The 25304-nt window shown below is 47.8% G+C and carries 21 protein-coding genes and 3 pseudogenes; 17 read left to right on the forward strand and 7 right to left on the reverse strand.

The genetic code is table 11. The annotated features are described in order from the left end of the window. Window positions 1–37: 37 nt before the first annotated feature. The 10 genes from SERAS12_RS05665 to SERAS12_RS05700 all read left to right on the forward strand — a co-directional run bounded on the left by SERAS12_RS05665 (window position 38) and on the right by SERAS12_RS05700 (window position 11796). Window positions 38–2623: a fimbrial biogenesis usher protein gene (locus SERAS12_RS05665; RefSeq protein ID WP_256377445.1), complete on the forward strand. Its 2586-nt coding sequence runs from the start codon at window positions 38–40 to the stop codon at window positions 2621–2623. Between the two features lie 72 nt (window positions 2624–2695). Further along, window positions 2696–3169, forward strand: a complete 474-nt coding sequence (locus SERAS12_RS05670) for a fimbrial protein (RefSeq protein ID WP_239440978.1) — start codon at window positions 2696–2698, stop codon at window positions 3167–3169. Window positions 3170–3177: 8 nt separating this feature from the next. Then, a complete protein-coding gene (locus SERAS12_RS05675; protein ID WP_013811825.1) occupies window positions 3178–3663 on the forward strand; it encodes a fimbrial protein in 486 nt (161 codons plus the stop codon). Then, window positions 3656–4612 (forward strand): fimbrial protein, encoded by a 957-nt coding sequence (locus SERAS12_RS05680; protein WP_013811826.1) that lies wholly within the window; start codon window positions 3656–3658, stop codon window positions 4610–4612. Before SERAS12_RS05675 ends, SERAS12_RS05680 begins: the two co-directional genes overlap by 8 nt. A 340-nt stretch (window positions 4613–4952) precedes the next feature. Then, complete coding sequence (locus SERAS12_RS25355; RefSeq protein WP_013811827.1) at window positions 4953–6179, forward strand: phosphoadenosine phosphosulfate reductase; 1227 nt, start codon at window positions 4953–4955, stop codon at window positions 6177–6179. After that, on the forward strand, window positions 6164–6793 hold the full coding sequence (locus tag SERAS12_RS25360; RefSeq protein WP_071880440.1) for a ParB/RepB/Spo0J family partition protein: 630 nt from the start codon (window positions 6164–6166) through the stop codon (window positions 6791–6793). Before SERAS12_RS25355 ends, SERAS12_RS25360 begins: the two co-directional genes overlap by 16 nt. Window positions 6794–7339: 546 nt before the next feature. Then, window positions 7340–8896, forward strand: coding sequence for an L-lactate permease (locus tag SERAS12_RS05685; RefSeq protein WP_013811830.1), 1557 nt, complete (start codon window positions 7340–7342; stop codon window positions 8894–8896). Window positions 8897–8949: 53 nt separating this feature from the next. Continuing rightward, window positions 8950–9669, forward strand: coding sequence for a (Fe-S)-binding protein (locus SERAS12_RS25370; protein WP_013811831.1), 720 nt, complete (start codon window positions 8950–8952; stop codon window positions 9667–9669). Between the two features lie 10 nt (window positions 9670–9679). Next, the gene (locus SERAS12_RS05695; RefSeq protein ID WP_013811832.1) at window positions 9680–11101 is read left to right on the forward strand and encodes a LutB/LldF family L-lactate oxidation iron-sulfur protein; all 1422 of its coding nucleotides are present in this window, start codon (window positions 9680–9682) and stop codon (window positions 11099–11101) included. Next, window positions 11101–11796, forward strand: a complete 696-nt coding sequence (locus SERAS12_RS05700) for a lactate utilization protein C (RefSeq protein ID WP_013811833.1) — start codon at window positions 11101–11103, stop codon at window positions 11794–11796. The genes SERAS12_RS05695 and SERAS12_RS05700 overlap by 1 nt, the downstream gene beginning before the upstream one ends. Before the next feature lie 109 nt (window positions 11797–11905). Here SERAS12_RS05700 and SERAS12_RS26575 read toward each other — a convergent pair. Then, window positions 11906–12028 (reverse strand): annotated as a pseudogene (locus SERAS12_RS26575) (DUF4400 domain-containing protein); the annotation flags it as partial. 224 nt (window positions 12029–12252) lie between these two features. Here SERAS12_RS26575 and SERAS12_RS26170 point away from each other — a divergent pair. Then, a pseudogene (locus tag SERAS12_RS26170) lies at window positions 12253–12391 on the forward strand (integrase); the annotation flags it as partial. Between the two features lie 324 nt (window positions 12392–12715). Here SERAS12_RS26170 and SERAS12_RS05705 read toward each other — a convergent pair. Further along, complete coding sequence (locus tag SERAS12_RS05705; RefSeq protein WP_013811834.1) at window positions 12716–12985, reverse strand: hypothetical protein; 270 nt, start codon at window positions 12983–12985, stop codon at window positions 12716–12718. 757 nt (window positions 12986–13742) lie between these two features. Here SERAS12_RS05705 and SERAS12_RS05710 point away from each other — a divergent pair. Together SERAS12_RS05710 and SERAS12_RS26405 are read left to right on the forward strand one after the other, a co-directional pair. Next, window positions 13743–14318 (forward strand): hypothetical protein, encoded by a 576-nt coding sequence (locus tag SERAS12_RS05710; protein ID WP_013811835.1) that lies wholly within the window; start codon window positions 13743–13745, stop codon window positions 14316–14318. Window positions 14319–14982: 664 nt separating this feature from the next. Next, a complete protein-coding gene (locus tag SERAS12_RS26405; protein ID WP_168157927.1) occupies window positions 14983–15159 on the forward strand; it encodes a hypothetical protein in 177 nt (58 codons plus the stop codon). Window positions 15160–15246: 87 nt separating this feature from the next. Here the strand turns inward: SERAS12_RS26405 and SERAS12_RS05720 are convergent, their stop codons facing one another. From SERAS12_RS05720 to SERAS12_RS05735, 4 genes are all read right to left on the reverse strand, one after another. Continuing rightward, entirely contained in the window at window positions 15247–16479 is a 1233-nt protein-coding gene (locus tag SERAS12_RS05720) for an MFS transporter (RefSeq protein WP_013811836.1), read from the reverse strand. A gap of 174 nt (window positions 16480–16653) precedes the next feature. Next, the gene (locus SERAS12_RS05725; RefSeq protein WP_013811837.1) at window positions 16654–17340 is read right to left on the reverse strand and encodes a hypothetical protein; all 687 of its coding nucleotides are present in this window, start codon (window positions 17338–17340) and stop codon (window positions 16654–16656) included. 150 nt (window positions 17341–17490) lie between these two features. Continuing rightward, window positions 17491–18828 carry a sigma-54 dependent transcriptional regulator gene (locus tag SERAS12_RS05730; protein ID WP_013811838.1) on the reverse strand — a complete coding sequence of 446 codons (1338 nt, stop codon included), beginning with the start codon at window positions 18826–18828 and terminating at the stop codon, window positions 17491–17493. After that, window positions 18813–19892, reverse strand: coding sequence for a PAS domain-containing sensor histidine kinase (locus tag SERAS12_RS05735; protein ID WP_239440979.1), 1080 nt, complete (start codon window positions 19890–19892; stop codon window positions 18813–18815). The genes SERAS12_RS05730 and SERAS12_RS05735 overlap by 16 nt, the downstream gene beginning before the upstream one ends. Window positions 19893–20389: 497 nt before the next feature. Between SERAS12_RS05735 and SERAS12_RS05740 the strand changes: the two are divergent. Then, window positions 20390–20669, forward strand: a pseudogene (locus SERAS12_RS05740) (transposase); the annotation flags it as partial. A gap of 50 nt (window positions 20670–20719) precedes the next feature. Here SERAS12_RS05740 and SERAS12_RS05745 read toward each other — a convergent pair. After that, window positions 20720–21784 (reverse strand): GlxA family transcriptional regulator, encoded by a 1065-nt coding sequence (locus tag SERAS12_RS05745; RefSeq protein ID WP_041415948.1) that lies wholly within the window; start codon window positions 21782–21784, stop codon window positions 20720–20722. Between the two features lie 181 nt (window positions 21785–21965). Between SERAS12_RS05745 and SERAS12_RS05750 the strand changes: the two genes are divergently transcribed. From SERAS12_RS05750 to SERAS12_RS05760, 3 genes are all read left to right on the forward strand, one after another. Continuing rightward, the gene (locus SERAS12_RS05750) at window positions 21966–23864 is read left to right on the forward strand and encodes a beta-ketoacyl synthase (RefSeq protein ID WP_013811841.1); all 1899 of its coding nucleotides are present in this window, start codon (window positions 21966–21968) and stop codon (window positions 23862–23864) included. 121 nt (window positions 23865–23985) lie between these two features. After that, window positions 23986–24396, forward strand: a complete 411-nt coding sequence (locus SERAS12_RS05755; RefSeq protein ID WP_013811842.1) for a hypothetical protein — start codon at window positions 23986–23988, stop codon at window positions 24394–24396. Between the two features lie 192 nt (window positions 24397–24588). After that, the gene (locus SERAS12_RS05760) at window positions 24589–25263 is read left to right on the forward strand and encodes a hypothetical protein (protein WP_233527631.1); all 675 of its coding nucleotides are present in this window, start codon (window positions 24589–24591) and stop codon (window positions 25261–25263) included. Window positions 25264–25304: the final 41 nt, after the last annotated feature.

Here is a 25304-nt window from a genome sequence, read left to right on the forward strand (position 1 = left end):
GTACAGTCGTAAGTGGGTTTTGTTTCATTCCAAAAAAATCCGGCACGCCCGTATATTGCATAAAAAGAGAGTAACGGCTCGCATTATCTCATTAGCCTATTTTATTGGTATGAGCATATCTGCCGCGCGTGCAGAATTATATTTTAATCCACGTTTTTTGTCTGACGATCCGGACGTCGTTGCTGATTTATCTGCATTTTCACGTGGTCAAGAGATCCCACCCGGCACATATCGGGTAGATGTTTATATGAACGACGTATACATCTCAACCCAGGATATTGAATTTCAGCCGTCAAAGGAAGGGAAACTCATGCCGTGCCTTACCCCCACCCAAATTGAATCGATGGGGGTAAACAAGTATTCAGTTCCGGGAATGGATAAGCTGGAGCCTGATGTATGCATGTTGCTGACCTCGATGATAAACGGTTCAACATATAATTTTGATGTTGGCCTACAGAGATTAAATATAACGGTCCCTCAGGTATTTATGTCGAATAAGGCCCGGGGATATATCGCGCCGGAATTCTGGGACAATGGCATAACAGCGGCCATGATTAATTATGATTTTAACGGGAGTCGTTCCCGTAATGGTCATATAGGTAGCGGTGAGAGTGCTTATCTTAGCCTGCAAAGCGGCTTTAATATTGGTGCCTGGCGTCTTCGCGATAACAGAAACTGGAGTTACAACAATGGACGGGCAGGAACCCAAAGCCGATGGCAGCATGTCAACTCTTATATAGAAAGAGATGTCATTCCGCTCCGTTCCCACTTGACTGTGGGAGATAGTTACACGTCAGGTGATATTTTTGATGGTTTCAATTTTAGAGGGATCAAGCTGGAGTCAAACCTGAATATGCTTCCTGACAGCCAACGAGGATTTGCGCCAACAATACGCGGTATTGCGCGAGGCACTGCGCAGGTGAGCATAAAACAGAACGGATATGAAATCTATCAAACCACTGTACCGCCAGGGCCGTTTGTCATCAGTGACCTCTATCCGGCAAGCAGCGGCGGTGATTTACAGGTTATGGTAAAAGAAACTGACGGAAGTATTCAGCAATTTAGTGTTCCGTGGGCATCGGTACCTCTTCTGCAGCGCGAGGGGCAGGCAAAGTATTCCCTCAATGCAGGCGAATTCCGAAGTGGCAATACTCAACTGGACACACCCGGTTTTGCTCAGGGGACGCTTAGCTACGGTTTTCCTGACGGTTGGACAGCCTATGGCGGTCTGCATTTAGCGGAGCGTTATCGGGCTTTTAACCTGGGCGTCGCTAAAAATATGGGACGAATGGGGGCAATGTCTCTGGATGCCACTCAGGCTAATGCCGTATTGCCTGATGATAGCCATAATAATGGTCAGTCCTACCGTTTTCTTTACAACAAAGCACTACCAGAAACGGGGACCAGTGTACAGTTGATCGGATATCGGTACTCTACGCAAGGATATTTCAATTTTTCTGATACCGCACATCAGAAAATGAGTGGTTATAGTGTCGCCACCCAGGACGGGGACATCCAGATCCGTCCCAAATACACTGACTATTATAACCTTGCTTATAAAAAGCGTGGCCGATTACAACTCAGCATCAGTCAACAGGCGGGGGCATCATCAACACTATATTTAAGTGGCAGTCATCAAACATACTGGGGATCGAAGAAAACTGATCGTCAATTGAACGCCGGATTCAATTCTTCGGTAGGTAATATCAACTGGTCCCTGAATTACAGTCTAACGAAGAACGCCTGGCAGGACGGAACTGACAGAATGTTATCGTTTGATGTGAATATTCCATTCAGTCGATGGATGCGCTCAGACAATACATCCGAATGGAGGACAGCAAATGCCCGTTTCAGCCAGTCATGGCAGCAAGACGGGCAGGCAACCAGTATGGCCGGACTGTACGGAACATTACTCCCGGATAATAACCTGGGATACAGTGTCCAAAGTGGATATACCCATAATGGGTACCAAGACAGTCATCAGACAGGCTATGCCTCGATGAATTATCGTGGAGGATATGGCAATGTGAATGTCGGGTACAGTCATGGAAGCGATTTTAAGCAATTCCATTATGGCCTGAGTGGTGGGCTCCTTGCTCATGCTAATGGCGTGACACTGAGCCAACCGATGGGGGATACAATGATCCTCGTAAAAGCGCCGGGAGCTGCTAACACTCGAATAGAAAACCAGACCGGTATATCAACAGACTGGAGAGGGTATTCTGTCGTGCCTTATGCAATAGATTATCGTGAAAATCGGGTTGCTCTGGATACAAATACACTGGCTCCAAATGTAGATATTGAAAACTCGGTGGTTACCGTTGTGCCTACACGCGGCGCTGTTGTCAGGGCAGATTACAAGACCCGCGTAGGTGTGAAAGTCTTGATGACGCTGAAAAGGAATGGAAAACCCGTTCCGTTTGGCGCTGTTGTCGCAACAGAAAACTCAGGGGGGAGTATTGTCGGAGACAATGGGCAGGTTTATCTGAGTGGAATGCCACTATCCGGAAAAGTCAACGTAAAATGGGGCAACGGGCTTAAAGATCAGTGCCATGCCAGTTATAAACTGCCTAAAAGTAGTCAAAAAGAGATATTAAGCAACATTACGGTTAATTGCAGGTGAAGGGATGCATAAATGAGAACTGGGTTAATATATTTAAAGTTTTCCATACTCACCTGTTGCATGATCGCTGGCTTGACAACCATTAATATGGGGTATGCAGCCAGCGCTCTTGTCAATATCACAGGAAACATACAGAACAACACCTGCAATGTATCTGTGGATTCAATAGGGAGGGTTGTAAATCTTGGAGTATATAGCGCCCGACAGTTCAATATTGTTGGCGAGAAAACCGTCCCCGTTGGATTTGATATTAGTCTGGTAAACTGTGGGAATGCCGTTCGGTCGGTAGACATTACATTTGAAGGTGTAGCCGACAATCAAAACCCGGCACTGGTAAAAATTGACAGCCACACCGGAACAAAAGGTTTAGGCATCCAACTATTGGATAACAACAAAAATGAGTTGGCATTAAATACGCCATTTAACACCCCATTAACACCGGGGGACCAAACATTTAAGTTCTATGCACAATTAAAATCAACCGATATTCCTGTAACTGCAGGAGATGTGGATGCCGTCGTGAATTTCGTACTTAACTACCAATAGGATAAAAAATGAAAACTGCGTTGAAAATATTACTTGTGACTGGAATGCTAACAAATTCAGTTGTGGCTCACGCACAAACAACGATTACTGTAACCGGACAAGTTGTGCAGCGTTCATGTACTGTACCCACAAATGCAACTGTTGACCTTGGTACGTTGTACACATCAGATTTGATTAACAACAATAGTTATTCCAACTGGAAAACATTCGATTTGACACTGCAAAACTGTCAGAACATGACCACGGTTACGGCTACTTATAATGGCACTGCTGAGCAAACCGATTACTACAAGAACAATGGGGATGCCAGTAATGTTATGATTGAACTTATGGATGCGAATTCTAACAACCAAGTAAAACCAGGCTCGCAAGGGCAAGCAACGGTAACGAATGGCAATGCAACGTTCAATCTTAAAGCCCGTGCTGTAAGTCAAGGTAATGCTGGTGCGGGGAGTATAAACACACAAATTACTGTGACCTATACTTATGCATAATATTCTACGTAACTTCAAGAGTATAAATATCCTGAGCTATTTTCTGTTTACATTATTTTTACTAATGTATGCGGTAGAATCTCAGGCACTGCTTTGCCAGAACCGTCAGACCGGGCAGGAATTCCATCAGGGAAGCTATGACGTTTATGTTGATCTCCCTACGCAGCTCGTAGGTGATAGACAAACATTTACGCTTGTTAATATAGAAAATGTTCTTCAATGTATGAATGAGGATAGTTCGGGAAGAAACTTTGACTATGTCAAAGTGTTAAGGGATGGTAGTACTACCACCCCAAAATTACAGCAATATGCCATTGCAGGCCTTGATTTTGATAGATGGAAAGGTCTTAGTTTCCCATTGTTGCAAGATACTTTTTATTATTCCGTCTACAAACCAGGAGTATGGCAACCCATACCCGGTCGCTTGTTTGCTACCCTACAAGTTCCTTATGTAGGGGCATTTATTCGTCAAGGAGACGTAGTTGGTACGCTTAGATTTTTAAAAGAATCTACCATTGGGGGAGCAGCTGATCATAAGTCATTCGAACTACGGTTTATTGCCAAGAATGACCTGATTATCCAGGGGGTTTGTGAAGCGCAACCTTATGTGAACGTCGCTTTACCTGATTTTCCTGGGAGTGCTCCACTCCCTCCATTTATATCTTGCAGGGCCCCAACGCCAGTAAGGTATACACTTGACGGTACAACAACGACGAATGACAGAACCATTTTTTCCAATATAGCATCAACCAGTCCGGCAACGGGTGTTGGCATTCAATTTATTGATGAAAACGGCTCTCCGATAGAGGCGGGATATGGGAAAATGAAAACAGTAGATTCCACTAAGAGCAACATGGGCCTGACGGCACGTTATGCACAAATTCCTGGGCAAAATATTACGTCAGGAAAGGTTCAATCACTTGTTACAGTCACCTATACTATCCACTAATACGACATAACATCCATCTTAAATGGTGACGACAATCAGGACTGTAAAAACAGTCCTGATTGCTGTTCTCCGCTTTCGCGCCCTCCAAGGTTATATCTTACCGATGCCCCCGCAACACAGTTAGATAAATTAATATCACCCCCAAAAAATCGATGACAAAAACACCATTTTTTATTGACCCAACACAGTTGCCACGATATATTTATATACGACACGTTAAGTGTCACGATAATTATACCTCTATTAAATCCATTGCCACCTTGCAATGCAGGTCTTATTACTAGGGTGGGGCCTGCATTGCCTTTTAAGTCTATCTGCTTATCCTATTTGTAAATGAATTATGAGTAATAGATACGCAAAAATATACATCCAAAATGATGTTTTATCCGAAGCAAAGAGAAGGTTATCATGGGTTTTTGATACCTTTGAGAATATTTGTCTATCATTCTCTGGGGGTAAAGATTCGACCGTTCTCTACCATTTGACGGCAGAAGTCGCCCGAAAACGTAGCCGGCGTTTTTCTGTTATATTTATAGACTGGGAAGCACAATACCAACATACGATCCAGCATATTGAAAAAATGAGAGTGTTATATAAAGATGTAACCGAAAAATTTTTCTGGATTTCACTGCCATTAACAACAGTTAACGGTGTATCACAAATTCATCCAGAATGGACGTGCTGGGAAAAAAATAAATCATGGGTACGCTATCCCCCTAAAGATGCAATAATGGATGAGCGTTATTTTCCATTCTACCGTTACGGTATGACATTTGAAGAATTTATTCCGGAATTCTCTTTATGGTTTTCAGGGGGAAATAAAATATCCGTTATACTCACTGGGGTACGAGCGGATGAATCATTAAATCGAATGCTGGGACTAACCTCCAGTAGAAAACTTAGATATGCTGATGATAAACCATGGACCACCGCTTCTATAGACGGTTTTTATTATACAGCTTACCCCCTATATGACTGGAAAGCTAAAGATATATGGCTATATCACGCCAAAACAAAAAAACCATATAATTCTCTTTATGACCTAATGTACAGAGCTGGCGTTCCGATAAAATTCATGAGGGTTTGTGAGCCTTTTGGTCCAGAACAACGACAGGGGCTATGGCTTTATCACATACTGGAACCTGATACATGGAACATACTATGCTCCCGTGTTTCTGGTGCACAATGCGGAGCCATTTATGCAAATGAAAGTAGCTCTTTTTATGCACGCAGGAAGCAGATATCAAAACCAGAACACCTTTCATGGCGTGAGTATGCTATGTTCCTTTTGGATGTAATGCCAAAGAGCACTGCTGAGCATTATAAAAACAAAATAGCTGTATATCTCCGCTGGTACAAAACACATGGATATCCGGCAGATATACCGGATGAGCAGGAAACCGATTTAGGGAGTAAGGATATTCCATCGTGGCGAAGAATATGCAAAGCCTTGATAAAAAATGATTACTGGTGCCGTATGTTGTCATTTAGCCCAACAAAAACACAGCATTACAAGAATTATCTTGAAAAAATGAAAGAAAAAAGAAAAGAATGGGGAATTATATGACTTTAAGTGAAATAAAGAATGTCATCAGCACATATTTAAATGAAATAACATCTGATGATGAAAAAATTAATTCAATCAACCAATTAAAAAGCACATTACATGAATTTAGCCCTTTTGCAAAAGAGCCAGTAGACTGTGTTTTATGGGTCAAAACAAACCAGATAGTCGCTAATGATTACAACCCTAACAGAATGGCCCCATCGGAAAAAAAACTCCTGAAACATTCTCTTAATACCAATGGATTTACACAGCCAATTGTTGTGCATGAAGAAAATGGGAGGTATACAGTTGTTGATGGTTTTCATAGATATGTAACAGGAAATAAGATCCCAAGATTAAAAAAATATTTACCTATTACGTGTGTGACACCTGAGCAGGGTGTGAAAACATGCCGCGTTGCTGCCACAATCCGACACAACAGGGCCCGGGGAAAACATTATGTTGAGCCAATGTGTGATATAGTACGCGAGCTCTCGCGATTAGGATGGAGCGATGAGCGGATAAGTAATGAGTTAGGCATGGATGCAGATGAGGTATTAAGACTAAAACAAATAAGTGGCCTGGCAGAATTGTTTAGACAAGATAACTTTAGTGAAGCCTGGACTGTAAAGTGATATGACCAGCATATTATAATTTCCTCTTGAATATATATTGTTAAGCACGGAATTAATACTACCTTCTATCAAGTCGTGCGTGACAACTTAAAAACACAGTCCACTAAATTATTTATCCAAACGGGTTATTATAAGTAAATTTCATTATAGACTTAAATTCGGCGGGAAGAATGATTAATACAATAACTTTGCCTGGAATTAAGATAGCACCAGCCAATACGAGGTAAATTTGAACATGTTAAATAGGTATTCACGAAACGGGCAGATCTTGCGTTACCAGCGAGCTGCAAGTCTGGCTATACGTTTTGAGATTAACGAACAGTGGATTGAAGCTAATGAAACATGGAACTATGCAGCTCGGATAGCACCTCAGTCACGCTGGCAAATGTTCTCTCGCGAAAGAGCCCAAAAATGCAAACATCGTTATAAACGATAAAGGGTTTGGAGCATATTACCTATCTCCATTGTTGGAGTGAACATATCAAAAACAGGCAATTACACAATATCGTTTACAGTCTCTTCATTTATTTTCATTAAGGGAGTGATATGCACGGTTATCTGCTTTTTTTACTGGGTCTTACCCCTCTTCTGGTAATGATTATTTTGATTCTGAAGATCAAAATGCCTATACATTACGCTGTCCTCGCCACCCTGCTCCTCACGCTTTTTCTGAGTGCATTTATCTGGCATACCCCGCTTCAGAACCTGAGAGCAGCGGTCGGATACGGTGCTGTTAAAGGTCTGTGGCCAATTGTCATTGTGATCCTGGCAGCCATCTACAGCTATAATTTGATGAACACCACAAACAGCATGGACGTCCTGCGTAATGTTCTGGCCAGTGTCAGTAACGATAAACGGATCCAGGTTCTTCTTATTGCATGGTGCTTCGGCGGTTTTCTGGAAGCCGCTGCAGGATACGGTACTGCCGTAGCCATCCCCATTGGTATACTCATTGCTCTGGGACTTAACCCACTTAAAGCTGCTATTGCGTCACTGGTCGCCAATACCGTTCCTACTGCGTTTGGTGCAGTCGGCATCCCGGTATCCGTCCTTGCAGAACAGGTGAATCTGCCCGTTACCTCACTCAGCGGGACAATCATTGCTCAACTGGCTATGTTCAATATTCTGCTTCCCTTTGTTATGGTGGCAATTATCGGTGAAGGACTTAAGGCAATCCGGGGAGTATGGTTCATCACCCTGATGTGTGGCATTAGCACGCTAATCCCACAGTACCTGGTTGCAGTTAATCTTGGTGCAGAACTGCCGGCCTTCGCAGGAAGTCTTGTCAGCCTGATCGTTATTGTCTTTATGGCGAAAGCCCGTAAAGAAAAAACAGAACCGGAATTTCTCATTGAAAATGCAGCACAGAATGTGACAACCAGCGTATATACCGGCACACAGTTACTTCGCGCATGCTCAATCTATATTCTGATCTTTTCATTTATTCTTCTCTGCTCCCCACTGTTTCCGTTATTCAAAAATGCGTTATCTCAGATTGCTTCATCGTTCAGTTTTCCGCTGACTAACGGCAGTGCACTGTCCCTGAAAATAGAATGGATCGCCACTCCGGGCGTTCTGATTATCATCGCAACTGTTCTGGGCGGTCTGATGCAGGGAGCCTCACTGTCATGCCTGTTAAAAGTATTCCTGAGTACGGTCAAACAACTCAAGAACTCCATTATTGCCATTACAGCTATTGTTGCCATGGCCACTGTCATGGATGTTAGCGGACTGATAGGCACTTTGGCGCAGAGTCTGGTTGATCTGACTGGTGGCTCTTATCTCTTCATCGCTCCGGTCATCGGTGCTCTTGGCACTTTTGTCACAGGCAGTGACACAAACTCCAATATTCTGTTCGGTAAATTACAGACCACTGCAGCGGAGAAACTGAATGTTGACCCTCTCTGGCTGGCCGCTGCCAACACTTCCGGTGCAACCGGTGGAAAAATGATTTCTCCCCAGAGTATAGCCATTGCCGTTTCTGCCACCCGAATGGATGGTCAGGGCAGTGTCATCATGTCAGGGACACTGAAGTATTGTTTTGCTTATATTGTCATTCTTGGTCTGAAAATCGGTTTGGTCTATTACCTGTTCATGGCTTAAAAACAACACCGACACAAAGGAAGAGCAATATTAATCAACAGGAGAAATAATCCTTGAATGTTAACTTTTTCGTCACCTGCATTGGTGATGCACTTAAATCCCGAATGGCACGTGACAGCGTGCTGTTACTGGAGCAACTCGGTTGCAATGTCCATTTCCCGGAAAAACAGGGATGTTGCGGACAGCCAGCCATTAATGGCGGCTATATCCGCGATGCCATTCCCGGAATGAAAAACATCATCACAGCACTGGAGGAGAATGACTGGCCCATTGTATCCCCGGCAGGCTCCTGTACCTATACAATCAAAAATTACGCCCGCTATCTCGCTGAACAACCTGAGTGGGCGCTCCGGGCGGAAAAAGTGGCAGAACGAATGCATGATCTGACGTCCTTTATTGTCAATCATCTTGGCATCGCGGATGTCGGAGCCACCCTTCAAGGTCGTGCCGTTTACCATCCATCCTGCAGTCTCTCCCGTAAACTGGGCGTGACAAAAGAACCTCTTTTGCTCCTTGAAAATGTACGAGGACTGGAGCTGCTTCCTTTCCATGCTCAGGATACATGCTGCGGATTTGGCGGAACCTTTTCCGTCAAAATGGCAGAGATTTCCGGTGAGATGGTGAAGGAGAAAGTCAGCCATATTATGGACTGTCAGCCTGACTATCTGATAGGGGCAGATGTCAGTTGCCTGATAAACATCGCCGGTCGACTGAGCCGTGAAGGACATCAGGTAAAAGCAATGCATATCGCTGAAGTCCTGATGCGCAGATGAGGGAAACGCCATGTACTTAAAAACAAGTGATATTAAGTTTAAAGAGCGTATCCGTATTCAGATTCAGGATCCCGTAATGCGCAAGGCAGTGGCCGGCGCTCAGGAGCGTATAGGTACAAACCGACAGAAGATGGCTGACGAACTGGGACACTGGGAAGAATGGCGTGCCCGTGCAGAGCAGATACGTCAGCATATTCTGGATAATCTGGATGCCTATCTGTATCAGTTGTCTGAAAAAGTGACGCAGAACGGTGGCCATGTATTCTTTGCCCGTACCAGAGAAGACGCGACCCGCTACATTCTGAACGTTGCCAAAGAAAAAAATGCCCGGAAGGTAGTAAAATCCAAGTCCATGGTAACTGAAGAAATTGGTATGAATGCCGTTCTCCAGGAAGCCGGGATCCCTGTCATTGAAACAGACCTGGGTGAATACATTCTTCAACTGGCGCATGAGCCCCCGTCACATGTTGTCGTTCCGGCAATACATAAAGACCGTCATCAGATCCGCCGTGTTCTGCATGAACACCTGGGCTATGACGGACCGGAAACACCGGAAGCCATGACGCTGTTCATCAGAGAAAAAATAAGAAAAGACTTTCTGAGTGCAGAAGTCGGCGTGACGGGCTGTAATTTTGCCGTTGCTGAAACAGGCTCGGTATGCCTCGTAACAAACGAAGGTAATGCGCGTATGTGTACGACGTTACCTAAAACACATATTGCTGTCATGGGAATGGAGCGTATTGCCCCGACCTTTGAAGAAGTTGATGTCCTTATTACCATGCTTGCTAGGAGTGCCGTGGGTGCCCGACTAACGGGTTATAACACCTGGCTTACCGGCCCCAGAGAAGAAGGACATGTTGACGGCCCGGAGGAGTTTCATCTGGTCATCGTTGATAATGGCCGTTCAGATGTGCTGGGTTCTGAATTTCGTGATGTTTTACGCTGTATTCGCTGCGGTGCATGTATCAATACCTGCCCGGCATATCGCCAGATAGGCGGACATGGCTACGGCTCTATCTACCCGGGGCCTATCGGTGCGGTTATTTCTCCACTGCTTGGGGGTTATGAAGACTTCAAAGATTTACCTTATGCCTGCTCGCTGTGTACAGCCTGCAATGGCGTATGCCCGGTAAAAATTCCTCTGGCACAGTTAATACAGAAACATCGTCAGGTTATGGCTGAGTCCGGTATGACACCATCAACTGAACGGCGTATAACAAGAATTTTCAATTATGTGAACAGTCATCCGGGACTGTGGAAAGTGGGCATGATTGCCGGCGCCAGAACCGCCTGCCTGTTAATCAAACAGGGAAAAACACCGGTTACTGTTGATGCACTCAGAGAGTGGACTGAGGCCCGTGATCTACCATCAGCAGATGGGGAGAGTTTCCGCAGTTGGTTCAAAAAACATAAAGCAGGGGAGTCTATTTAATGGAAAACAGGGAAATATTTCTCGCTGAAATTGCCCGCAAGTTAGGCAGAACCGTCAGATATACTCCCGAACAGATGCCAGAGCCCGTGAATACGCTGGCCGCAACACGTCTGACAGAGCTGACAATGCAACAACGTTGTGAAGCTTTCATTCAGTTTGCATCAGAGGTTATGCTTGCACACTGTACCTTGGTCTCACCTGATGACGCGCCAACTGCAGCTCTGGACCTGTGCCGGAAATACGGTTCAGGTCCTGTCATTATCAGCGACGATCAGCGACTGGTTGAAACAGGTATAACCCCCTTACTGATAAAAGAGTGTGGGGCTGCTCTGTGGGATCCTGAGCTGGGTGAGAAAAATATCCACCTTGCAGAAAAAGCAAAAACAGGGGTCGTTTTCGCCGAATATGGGCTGACAGAATCCGGTGGAGTAGTCTTATTCTCGGCCCCCGGGCGTGGACGTTCAGTCAGTCTTTTACCCGAAGCGTCAGTGTTCGTTCTGCGTAAAAGCAGCATTTTGCCCCGAGTGGCTCAGCTCGCACAAAAACTGCATGAAATGGCTCAACAGGGACAACGAATGCCTTCCTGCATCAACCTGATTGGTGGCCCCAGTTCTACGGCCGACATAGAACTGATCAAAGTAGTGGGGGTTCATGGTCCCATGCACGCAGCCTATCTGATCATCGATGACTGCTGACACGTAAGTCACGCTGTATTATCTGACGCGCACTGACTGTTGATATATCGCTTGTCTGCTGAACCCCGGCACAAAACCAGTTTTGTACCGGGGTGTCAGCATCTGCAGGCTATAAATACTTTTTGAACGATGCCATGGTCACGGTAATGGCCAGTTCCAGCAACATGGCCGCCGGCCATATCAGCAGGTTCGGGTACACCGCTGTCGGTCAGGACAGGTAGAGAATGCAGGGGAACGGAGATGATAAGTAGAATCAGGCCATGCGTTGAATATGCTGCATCGGCGTGAAGCCATTCAGTGTTCGTGATTATAAAACCATTGCCACCGCGTGGCATACATAGCCCTGCAATTCGTCCAGCGAGGAAAACAGGTGCTGCCTCAGCCAGTCATGACGTCTATTGAAATCTACACTCAAGTGGGGGTATTCGCAGGTTCAATAAAGTGAGATACCCCCAGATGAAGCTCAATGCCCGGCAAGTCGATACTGCCAAGCTGAAGGATAAGTCTTACAAGCTCTCTGATGGCGGTGGACGCCCGCTATTGGCGCTTGAAATACCGTGTTGCCGGCAAAGAGAAGCTTTTGGCTATCCGGATACCGAAAAAAGCTGGATGAAACTTACTACGCTAAGATCATCTCGAGCATGAACGGCCAGACGGCGAAGGTCCTAGGGTAGGGTGGCTAACAAACTCTCAAAAGGTATCTACCTCGGCGGTCGTAGCTTACATGCCGTGCCGGTCGAACCTACGGCAGGCAGGCTTTGAGGCCCAGCCCTTTAGGGCCAACAACCCGATGCGGACTTTAAGGAGGCCGTGGTGAGACGTTTGGTCAGCCCGGATAAACTGACGCTCTCCCACGGCGGACTGGGTTATGCCAGCTATGGCGGCATCGCTGACTTCATTATCGGTGATGGGCTGCCCACTATTTGATATTAACGGTCGTGATGCCGAACAGTGGCAACCCTTCCGCCGGTTCCGGTCCTGGTTCTCCCCAAACCATCAGCGGTTTCCCACTTGCTTGCGCTTGGATCGCCATATTTACCAATAGATTAGGATAGGGGGCACTAGCGACTACCGACAACGGAAAAATGTTATCGTATAACCCCCCGTCGATATTCATTTCTACATGCACGCAATCATTATTCAAATCGATTACTACGATCGGATTGGTATAAAACGGCCCATTAGACATATGTACCTCTATCTTTTCGTTTTGTTTTTCTGAACAATACCCTTTTGAATTTTAGCTAAGCATGGAGAATGATATTTTCAAATTTAAGCATTGGCTTGATCGCGAGTTTTTGAGGTTGATATCTCACATAGTCAATGCTCAGATAAGAAAACCGATACCTAGCGATTGAAATTCATTTATAGGTTTGAAGATAAAAATAAAAAAGTCAAGCATGGTGAATGTATTTTACACTATAGATATGATTAACATGAATATATTAATCAGTATCCTCCCGTTACAAGTTGAATTATTTAACTGAAAATTATTTTAGGCAGGGTTGAAATAAAATAAATTCCCAATAAAAATCATGAAATGAATATTGTTTTATGATTTAAAACAAATAGTTATAAATAACTAATAAAATAAAATTTTATTTTAAAACATGACGATTGATAAATTAACTTGATGTTTATAACACCAGTAACTACATTCAAATGACTTGGGGTGAATGGATTTTAAACCTTGCAGTGATATTGTTAGTTAGGTTTATTGTTTTATTTAAAATAATTGAGTGCATGGTAATTCCATATATTTATTTCATATGGAAAATATTATTAGTTAGAGAGGGTATTATGTTGATTGGCTGTTTGTTATGCAGGTGCTCTAACTGATCGCGAATGAATATTTACACTCAGATGCAACCTCGCTAATCCGACCGACATCCGGATAGCAACATGTATTTTCACACTTACCCAACAAAAGACATAGGAGTTTAGCCATGACTTCATTGCAAGATATAAAACCTGAGCAGGTCAATGCCCTTAATAAACAGTCGCGTGATGCCTATAACGCGGAGGTTCAGAGCCGCGAGGCGCTAGTCAGCAAAAATCCGCAGTTGAAGCCGGCGTTCAACCAACAGGTACATCCGCAATCCTTGTGCGGATGCGGATGCCAACAAAATATTTGCGGATACTTCAGCTTCCAGGGATGTGGCTGCGGTTGCGGCTGTGCTCCTCACGCAGAAACCGTGCAAATTTCTGCGCAGTTGGCGAATATTGGCCCTGACGCGCCATCGCAAGGTACGTTGGTAAATTTCATCGGCCAGGTGACCGGTTCCGGCTCTGGAGACAATATCAATATCTCAACGCTTTACCTGCAAGGCACCGTGCCCGACGCGGAAAATTTGATCAGAGTTCCGCTGACGCTACAACTGGTCATCAATCCCGGCTCGCTCAACCTGACTTTGCTTGAAAACGGGCGGGTATTGGCCTCTCTGGTCCATCCGTCGGGGTATGCGGGTAGCATTAACGGACAGTTCTTCGGTGTCGGCAACGGTGAGTTTGTGCCGGCCTGATGGCGTAATGTTGAAGGAGCAGTTGCCCTGCTGGCCGCACAACAGTAGCAGGGCGGAATGCTAAATAGCTGCGTTTAATACCGCTACACCTTAAACTTGATGTTGGTGGATGGCAGGTTAGCCGACCGTTGAGCGCAGAGATACGCGATACGAGCCCCAGGGATGGGTTCACGCGTGTCGTCATTCTGCATGCCCCCCCGCCTGTAGCGCTATTCGGCGCAGCTATTTAGAAGTATTAGAGGCTATTAATCAGTCTATTCGGTACAAGGTACTCAGTAATTTTAACAAGTAACCCGCTTTGACAAAGGCCCGATCATTTCCATGATGGTCGGGTATTTATGTACACTCCCCCTATATCTAGTTTGCTTCTACCCGACCTTTACCAGGTTCAAGTAAAAAAGTCGCTCCAGAGCTTTTCGCTTTGCCATGACGGCCTTAGAGATGGCTTTTCCGCTCATCTCATCTATAGAATCTTTAACACCAAGATTTGGCTTGTACTTAAGTAGTGTATTTTTCTTTTCTTCCGCCTGGTTAACTCCAGAGGCCACCAGTAATCTCAATCGTTACGATCGAAAAATATCATTTCAAAAAAACGCAATATAAATTTTAATCACCCCACACATGTGAAATAACGATTTCTGTATAAATAATCAATGAAGTGGTTATGGAAGAGAAATCCGGTGTTAAACCGGTTCTCCTATCGGGTGAACAGATCTCCGCAATTATTCAACTTCAAGCGGAATATAAAGCTCAGTCTCCGCTTGGTATTTCACCAAGAATTCATGAGATTGCACGAGGCTTGATTCGGCAGGCTCTTGAGCTTAGTAAGGTAAAGGCATGAGGCTGGCTGCTTACCAATGACATCATTATAACTACAAGGTAAGATTTTATGGATTTCCAAGCGTATACCCGTGGCGATTCACAGCGTTTAAATCAGAGGCGGTCGGCTCTGTTCCCGACCCGCTAAACCAAATAGCAGCAGTGCCAACAGGGCAATCAAGCCATGAAATAAAAATGCAGCACCATAACCCGATTCCTGAACAACCATCCCCGCCACCACACTGCTTAGCGTGGCGCCAATACCTTGCACGGTCAGTACGGCTGCGAATCCGAGGTTAAAATGTCCCGTCCCTGCCAACAATTTTTCTAGCATCAACGGCGTCAAAATACCCAGTAAGCCGGCACCCAAGCCATCAAGAATTTGTACCGGATAAATCACGTCAAAACTTTGCGCCTGGGCTGCAATCACGCCGCGTACCGGTAATGTGGCCAATGCAAACAACACCATATGACGTAACCCAAAGCGCCGGGCTGCGGCAGGCGCCAATAATGCCCCTGCGATGGCCGAGACTTGCCCGACAATCATGATAATTGCCGTTGTTTTAAAAGGTTGCTCCAGATTCAATGCAAATTGTTGAATCAACAAGCGAGAGATCGGCGCATTACCAAAATGGAACAGCATCAGTGTTAATGCAAAAACCAGCAAAACGCGGTTAGACCATAGAACGTGTAATTGGGAGGGGGGATTGGGCTGCCCCTTTTGTTGCGCTTCACCTTGCCCGCGAGCCACTTCATGATCAATGTGATCGGCATTGATCGATAATGTTGCGAGTACAGTGACTGCGGTGGTCAGGATCATCAGCGTTGCTACCCCGGATAACCCTATTTCACTACTGATCCACCAGGTGCCGATTAACAGGACAATATTGCCGGTGTGGCTCCAGGCCTCATTATGGCTGACCTGTTGACCAAAGTCCTTGCGCCCGACCAGCCCCAGTGAGATAGCAACCATTGCGGGGCCGATAAGCAGTCCTGCCAGAGCTGTTAATGCCTGAGTAGCAAAAACCACAGGTTTGGTTGGCCACAAAATGCAGGCAAAAGCCAACAAGGTGGTCAATATTACCGGCACGATGATCAAACTGCGTTTGAAGCGGGTTGCATCGACCAATGCCCCCGCAGGAATCCCCCCAAGCAGCCCGATAATTCCCCCGGAGGTTGCCAATAATCCCAATTGAAACGGCGTCCAACCTTGGGTAACCAACCAGGCGTCAAGAAATGGCCCCATTCCATCACGGGCATCGGCAAGAAAGAAGTTAAGTGTCGCCAGCGAAACGAGCGTTCGGGTTCGAATATGGGTATGTAGATCACTTAGCATGGTCATTATGACATTCCATGTAGTACCAAGAGCGAGAGCAACAGCGCAGGCGGCATCACCAACGGCCCAGTTTGAAAAACTGAATCATGCCGACATGTAACCCTTCTCGGCGTAATGCGCTTAGCCACAAAATAGTGGACAGCGAACCGGTAACAAGCCAAATCCATAGGCTTGCCCCCATCAGGGAACGCCGCGATACAGAGGTTGAAGTGCCGAGAGATGGGCTCCCACACTAACGGCTTCAAGCGACTGCCCATAATTATTACGTGTCCCCAGCCCCGACGCGGCAAACGGCATTCCGGCTTTAATGGGTATTTGCATACCATTGGGGGGGAAACGCACGATACTTCCGTCGTTGAGGATCACGCCATTGGTCTCACCGCGGGGTCCTGTCAGGAGCGTCTCGATAGCACCTTCAACTTCCAGTTGCTGCAAATTATTCGCACGCAGATGGGGAGGAACCCCTCCATTACCGATAGCCGGTGGTTGATCAACCAGAACACGGCCTGTCGCAACATTGACTATGCTGTCGGCTTTTACTCGTTCCGCCGTTTCCCGATACCCCATGATACGAACGGACTGACCCGGCGAGGCGACCACGGCTAATATGTCCCCCATATGGGGTGGAAAGGCGACGACAATGCCGTTCTCCAGCCGCAAACCATCGACTTCCCCGAAAGGATTGATGAGAAGACGCTGTACCTTGCCTTCCGCTATCGCCGCCAGACCGTTCGAGGCAGTGTTAACCGGGGGCAGAGGCAAGGGTTCAAGAGACACAAGAGGAGGATTGGGTGGGATCTGTGCTATAGCCGGCGCTATTCCACCCAATATAGAGAACAAAGATAAAACCGTAACAGACACGTTCATGATAACTCCCGAGAAAAAACAGCCATGTCTTTTCCTACAGCAAGGAGTGTGCCAAATAAAAAATTAAATTATTCAGTCTGTTAGGTTAAGTGTCTTTTATAAAGTGTCCGAAAACCGGACAGGTTGATGTCCGGAATACGGACACCTCTGCTATTTAATGCCAAAATGTTCAAGCCTACGATAAAGCTGCTGACGCGAAAGGCCAAGCCGACGGGCCGCTTGAGCCCGGTTGTCTCCGGTTGCCGCCAATGCCCGCATAATCATCTCCCGCTCAATGGCCGCCATGGTCTCTTCCAGCGTACCATCCCAGTTCAGCACCGGTCCCGGGCTCTCTACCGGAGAGGCACACAACCCCAGTTGGTTAGGGTCAATAATCGAACCCTGACTGAGCACTGATGCCCTTTTTATGGCATTCTGCAACTCACGCACGTTCCCCGGCCACAGATGCGCCAGCAACACCTGAGCGGCCTGATGGGAAAGACGTTTGGGTGTATCGCCCCCCGAACGTCGTAAAAAATGTTCCGCCAGTAAAATCACGTCTCCCAGGCGTTCACGCAGCGGGGGCAACGTAATGGTGATGACCTGTAGCCGATACCATAAATCTTCACGGAAACTGCCTTCCCGCACCGCCAAAGGCAGATCATGATGCGTAGCGGCAACGATGCGCACCTTCACCGGATAAGTGCGAGCTCCCCCGACGGGAGTGACCTCTCGCTCCTGCAATGTTCGTAAAATTTTCGCTTGTGTCGGCAACGGCATATCACCGATTTCATCCAAAAACAGGGTACCCCCCTCAGCCTCTCGGAATCGCCCAATACGATCCGATATGGCACCGGAAAACGCCCCCTTTACATGCCCAAACAATTCGCTTTCTATCAGATCCGTCGGGATTGCCGAGCAATTTACCGCGATGAAAGGCCCGGTGGAGTACGAACTGTTACGATGTAGCTCGCGGGCCACCAATTCTTTCCCTGTTCCTGTCTCCCCCATAACCAGTACGGTGACATCACTGTTTGCCACCTGGCCAATACGTTTAAAAACCTGTCGCATGGCCTCGCTACTCCCGACCAGATCATCGTCAGGGGATGGCCTCTCGGCAGACGGTTTTGACGCGCTCTGATCTTCCTCGCTCTGCCTCAGGGCACGCATTAGCACCTCTTGCAGCGCAGCCCGGCCAATGGGTTTCGTCAGGTGATCAAAGGCACCCATCCGCATTGCCTCAATGGTATTACCCCCGCTGGCATGCGCCGTTAACATAATGCAGGGCACGCCGGGTGCGAGCCTGCGGGCCTGACGCAGGAAGACCAGTCCGTCATCACCCGGCATGCGTAAATCCACAATAGCGACAGCGACATGACCTGCGCGAAGCTGTTCCAGTCCGGCCAATGTACCGTCCGCCTCTATCGCGTGATGATGCAAATCGGTCACGGCTTCAGCCAGGCTGGCACGGAAAGCGCCATCGTCATCAACAATCAACACACAGGCCATGTCAGCTCCATTTCAAAACGCGCCCCTCGTGCGCAATCGACCAAGTAAATATGTCCACCGTGGGCATGAACAATTTCACGTACCAGCGCCAGACCTAGCCCGGTGCCGCCATGCCGACCTGTGATAAACGGCTTGAACAGCTGAGCCCGCAGCTCTTCGGATACGCCGGGGCCATCATCGGCCACCCACAATAACAAGTTACCGTTATCATTACGTCTGGCCCCCATCTCAATGCGCCCAAGGTCGGAAACATGGGCCAGCGCGTTTAATATCAGATTATCCAGCGCTCGCGCCATTTGTGACGGGTCGAACAATGCGATGCCGTGCATCTGGGAATGCAACTCAGGGGCAATCGTCAGCACCAGTTCAATCTGCCGCTTCTGGGCAGTCTCAACATGCACGCTTCTCCTTTCCTGTAACCATGCCTCAATGTTGACTGCGTGGCGTTCAACGCGAAAGGGCTGTGTCAAGGCCAGCAGGCTGGAAACCAACCGGTTTAGCCGTCCCGTTTGCTCTAACACTGCCTGCAAGGCACTTTCTGCCCGTACCAGCCTGATCGCTTCGGGGGCGAGCAACGCATTTTCGGCCTTCATTTGCATAGTGGCGAGCGGATTGCGAATTTCATGCGCCAGCCCGGCGGAAAGCTCACCTAGCGCCGCCAGTTTTTCTGCCTGTGCCAATTCAGCCGACAGGCGTGTAGATTCACGTTGGGCATCAGCCAGGCGTTGCGCATAGTCATTCAGCGCCACCGTCACCCGATCAAGCTCAGGCAGCCCTGATAGTTCGGCGAGGGCCGGTGAGTCGATATTAGTCCGCGATTTGTCCAGGACCTCAGCCAGATGACGTACGCCGCGTGACCAGCGAGTGAGTGCCCAACCCAACCAACCGCCGGATAAGAGTACAAACCCCAGCAAAAGCCCCATTGCCAATACCAACTTATCAAGCGCATCACCGGTAATTGTCGGAACGCGAGATAATGTCCACGCAACCAGCCCCGTATTAGCCTCCATCGGGCAGGCTGAAAAAACGACGGCTTCACGCAGACCTGGACGCAAATCGGTCACGGAACGCCGCCCTTCAAATGCGCGACGGCTTGTTGACTCAATTCGCTCCAATTCAGCACTTGGCGGGTCCTGTTTGATCCCACTTCCGTCATAAGTGGGGAAGGCGTAGGCCACGACCCCCGAGTGGGCACTCCACAATCCACCTTCAATTCCAGGCCTGTCTCGCAGAGTTAAATCGATGACCGCCTGCGCTGTGGAAACCCACTGCGGGCTTGTGCTCATATTGCCAGGGACAGCGCGAATGCCCGCCCGCGAGGCGGAAGCCCGTAAAGTTTCACAGCTTGTGGCTGTTTCCTGGCGAACGCGCCTAATCTGCTCATCCGCCCCCTGTCGGCCAAGCTCGAAGATAAGCCACCCTAGCGTTATTGAGACCGCCGCGAAACTTAACCATATGAACAATAACCCGCGTCGCAGGGGCATCATTTTTCCTTTTTGTTGTGAGCAGTTCATACGTTTTTGAATCAGCGAATTCTAACATTCTTTGTAAGCCTCCCGCTTACCCTGATACTGAAGTCCAGCTCTGCGGCCATCCGTCAGAGCGGCAACTCAATTAACTATGTCGCGTCGAAGCACAACAAGGCGTTTATGGCTGAAATATCCAAAGAGGCAGCGGAAACCACGCTGGACGAGCTGGGGGATAAACAGGGGGCACAATATCCGGTGGTGACTCAGTCTTGGAGGCGAAAATGGGGCAATTTGTCGTATCCGGCAATGATCCGTAAGGTAATTTACACCATAAACTCCATTGAATCGGTGCATCATCAGTTCAGAAAGCTTATTGATTGAGCATGAGAGGTGATTGGGGCCCCTTGCGGAGCCCCTTCAGGTTAAAGCCTTGATTCAGCCTCGGCGGTGGAGTGTTCCGTGCGGAACATCTTGGCACGAACGGTTTTGCGATAATCACCGGGCGAAACGCTGGAGATGCGTTTGAACTGGCGGTTAAAGTGCGCAATATCCTGGTAACCCACCAGACCGGCAATTTCTTGAATACTCAAATTGGTCGTTTGTAACATATTGATTGCGGACTCAATCCGAGCCTTTAATAGATATTGCAAGGGCGAAATATCGGTCGCATTTTTAAAGCGGCGGTTAAAGTTGCGCAAACTCATTCCTACCATATCGGCGAGTTTTTGCATCGGTAAATCTGTCATGCAATTATCTTTTATCCAGGTTTGGATCTGGATTATATCCTCATCAGGATGAGGCTTATTTTCTTCTCTGTAACACTGGCGTTCAAAGTGGCTACGGATCTCGTGGAAGAAGGTACGTTGCGTATGGTTTGCCACTTTTTTACCGTAGATGGTCTCAATAAAATGAATAGTGAGATCGGAAAGGGCCTTAACGCTGGCAGCACAGAAAATATTCTCGGACTGGGTGATGAAGTATTTTGTTTTTAAATTCACCTCGGGATAATCATGTGCGAACTGTTCGAAATAGTGCCAGTGGGTGGTTGCCGGTTGAGCATCCAGCAGTCGGGCTTCGGCCAAAAAGCAGCACCCCGTCCCGACGGCGGCTATCCGCGTGCCTTTTGCCGCCTGCATTGTCAGCCACCGGGTGATGGCCGTGTTCTGTCTTACGATAGGGCGTGGATTGCGCCAGATTGCGGGCAGATAGATGATATCGTAATCGGCATCGTCTTCCAGTACGTCATCGGCAATCAGGCTAAAACCGCTGTGTGTAGGTATGGGATTTTTATTAATACTTATCGTACTAATATTGAGGATATTTTCGGGTCTGCATAGGGTAAGTGTGTATTTATCTTGATTTTTCTGATTGTTTCTTTGTTCCGCGAAATAACTGCTTGCTGCTGATTTCCACATTTCTATCGGTAGGCTGAGGCCTGAACTCAGCATGTGTTCACACAATACAAATCCTATCTTTGTATTTCTCATTTTCCGGTCAATACCTGATTTATTATTTGGTTATTGCTTTTCACACCTGTCTTGGCCAAAAAAGTCTGCATTTTGGCCGGATTTTCATAATAGCTTTTGCCCACGCTTTGTAAACTGATATCTGTAAATTATCTAAAGTAAGTGAAGGCATAACGATGCCGCAGAAAGGCTAGGACACTCTATGGTCAAGTTACCTGTCATAACCGCATTCGGTGGCTACGGTCCCGCAGGTCGGAGCTCTTCGCACCAAGCGTTTCGTCGCATGGTCATAGACTCTTTGCCGGAAGATCAGCAGCAAGAAACGCTATTATCATTAGCAGTGCTGATGGGATTGCTTAAATATCAGGATGACGGCTACCGTAACGCAGAAGGGAATATACGCTCAGCCGCACAGGCAGCGGCTGAAATAAAAGAAGCCGTGTTGCAAGGCACACTGATCAGGAAGATCGCCAAAGAGTATTTTGACGTTGATGCCGTGGCCAGCCATGCCAAATTGAATATGGCGGCGGGTGCCGAACCTTTGAGTTTTGATATACCCACCCGGCAGGTGCCTCATCCTTTGCCGCAGGGGTGGCTGGCTGAGCCGCTCACGGACGACCGGGTGCGTATCACCGTTCGGGGTGAAATGGACTGCAAAATTGACGTCACGCTGCGCACTGAGGCGCAAGCCGCCGGGCAATTGCCGCAGGGATTTAGGCCGGGTGACCACTACAGCTCGCAGTTTCATCCCCGTGCGTTGCAGATGGCGATCGTCGCGGCCTCCGATGCCATCAATGCTCTGGGGATCCCGTGGCGTGAAATCCGTGCGCTGATTGCGCCAGACCAACTGGGGGTGTATTCCGGCAATATTCTGGGGCAGCTCGACGATCAAGGGTTTGGCGGTATGCTGCAATCGCGGCTGAAAGGCAACCGTGTCAGCGCCAAACAGTGCCCGTTGGGCCTGAACAGCATGTGCGCCGATTTTTTGAATGCCTATGTGCTGGGCAGTGTGGGGCACACCAGCGCTACCCTGGGCGCCTGCGCCACCTTCCTCTACAACCTGAATGCCGCAGTAGAAGATATCAAGGCGGGCAGGATCCGCGTGGCCATCGTAGGGAGCGCGGAGGCGCCGATCACCTCGGAAGTGATCGAGGGCTTTGATGCGATGGGGGCGCTGGCGACGGAGAGCAAGCTCAAGCGTATCGATGAAACCGAAACGGCAGACTGGCGCAACAGCAGCCGCCCGTTTGGCAACAGCTGCGGTTTTGTGATTGCCGAGTCCAGCCAATATATTGTGCTGATGGATGATGAACTGGCGTTGCAGCTGGGGGCGGAGATTCATGGCTCGGTGAGCGATGTTTTCATTAACGCCGACGGATATAAACGTTCTATCGCCTCGCCGGGGCCGGGCAATTACATCACCATGGCGAAGGCCGTAGCCTCTGCCGTCACGATGGCCGGGTTGACATGCGTGCAGAAAGGCTCTTTTATCCAGGCGCACGGTTCCAGCACGCCAAAAAACTGCGTGTCCGAAGCCGAGATCTTTGACCGGGTCGCCGAAGCCTTTTCCATTAACGCATGGCCCGTCACGGCGGTGAAATCCTATCTGGGGCACTCATTGGGGCCGGCGAGTGGCGATCAGTTGATTAGCTGTCTGGGCACCTTTAAGTACGGCATCTTGCCGGGAATCAAGAGCGTGGATCAGATATCGCCGCAGGTAAATGATGCTCGCTTGCTGATCCCAACCCAGGATCGGCCTTTGTCTGCCGACCAGGCGCAGATCGCTTTTATCAACTCGAAAGGGTTTGGCGGAAATAATGCTACCGGCGTGGTCTACTCACCGCAACTGACGGCGCAGTGGTTGCGCAAACGGCATGGCGAACAGGTCTTTGCCGACTACCAGCAGCGTAGGCGGCAGGTCGAGCAACAGGTGGCGGCTTATGATGCGGCGGCATCGCGCGGTGAATTGAACGTTATCTATCTTTTTGGGCAGCATGACATGAATGAGGATGAGGTTAAGATCGACATGAACGGCATCACGATGCCGGGATTTGAACAACCGATTCATTATTCCAAAGTTAAAAAATTTACAGATTTTTAATTATACGGATTTATAACTTTATAGCGTTGAGGTTATTCAGAAAACTATTTTTTATTTATAAGGGTGTTTGCGATTCCGCAAGCACCTTATCTGTGTGGCTGTAATAATCAGGAGAAGTAAAGTGGTTAATCTCAGTGAAATGCTGATTGCCTTTGGTTGGGGCGGTATTGTTGTGGGTATTATGATGGGGGGCTTAATGGGGATGTACGCCTTTAAGGGGCCTTTTCGGGCACCTAAAGGGCATGAGAATTACACCGATTTAAATCGCAGGATGTTGAGATTGGCGCATATCGCTTTTATTATGCTGCCATTGATATCAATGCTTTATGGGATGTGCCTTGACACCTTACAGGTTCCCTACGTTTACAAGTATTATGCGGCGATATGCATGGTCATTCTTTCCGTGGGTATTCCTGTATTACTGATTGCCTCCTGTTTTTATTTACCCTTCAAATATATTCAGGCCATTCCTTTTAGCTGTGGGATGTTTGCTTTGGTTGTTATGGCCGTAGGCAAGGTATCCGCCTTGTAATCTTCTATTAATCGTAATTTTTATATTGAGATCCTAATAATGGAAACGTTACTGAGTGCACGCCAACTCGGCAGAGACGCTATTGCTGCAACGGTAGAAAAGAATAACTATCAACGTAATCATAAATTTGCAAAGAGATTAATTGATCGCGTTGAATCGCATCCGTTGATGAGAAACCCTATCTTGTCAAAAATGAATAGCGGTGAATTTGACCTCAACCAGATGAAAGTCTTCCATCTGGAGTTTTATCATGCCTTCGCCCAGGTCTTTACCGATGCGGTGATCGAAGCGCTGAGCTCGGCAAAACAGTTGGAAGGCCGCCTGGGCGCCCGGGCAAAAATGGCCGCGCGTTTCCTGCTGCAGATCAACCTGCTGGACGAATTGGGTTTCCACCCGGGGACCGGCAGTGACGGCAGCTATAACGGGCAGCCTGCATTGGCGCACTATGTGCAATTCTTCAATACCATTGAACAGCTGGGTATGAGTGAGGACGAGGTGAAAGCCTGGTTGCCGATGTCCAGCTCTGTGGCTTGTCGCGCAACCTTTGAAAACGCCTACGGCGATTACCCGCAGCTGGTAGCGCTGTTGGCCGTTGCGGAAACGGTGTTCCATGATTTTGCGACGCCTTGGGCGAAGAGCGTGGACGTGGCGACCGACATTGACGTTTCCCGCGGTTATCACAGCATTCACGTCGAAGCGGAAACCGGCGAGTCGATTGAAGACGGTCACTCTGAAGACGCCTGGATTTTATTCTGCCAGGCGATAACGGAAGATCGTTTCGAGGAAATGGTACAACGTGTGGATCTGTGGCTGAAGGTATGGAATGACTTCTGCAACGATCTGCTTGCCGGCCGCGCCGCAAAATAATTTCAGGCTAATTTAACTTTTCATATTTTATATTGAGAATA

The sequence above is a fragment of the Serratia sp. AS12 genome (assembly GCF_000214195.1).
GTDB lineage: Bacteria > Pseudomonadota > Gammaproteobacteria > Enterobacterales > Enterobacteriaceae > Serratia > Serratia plymuthica.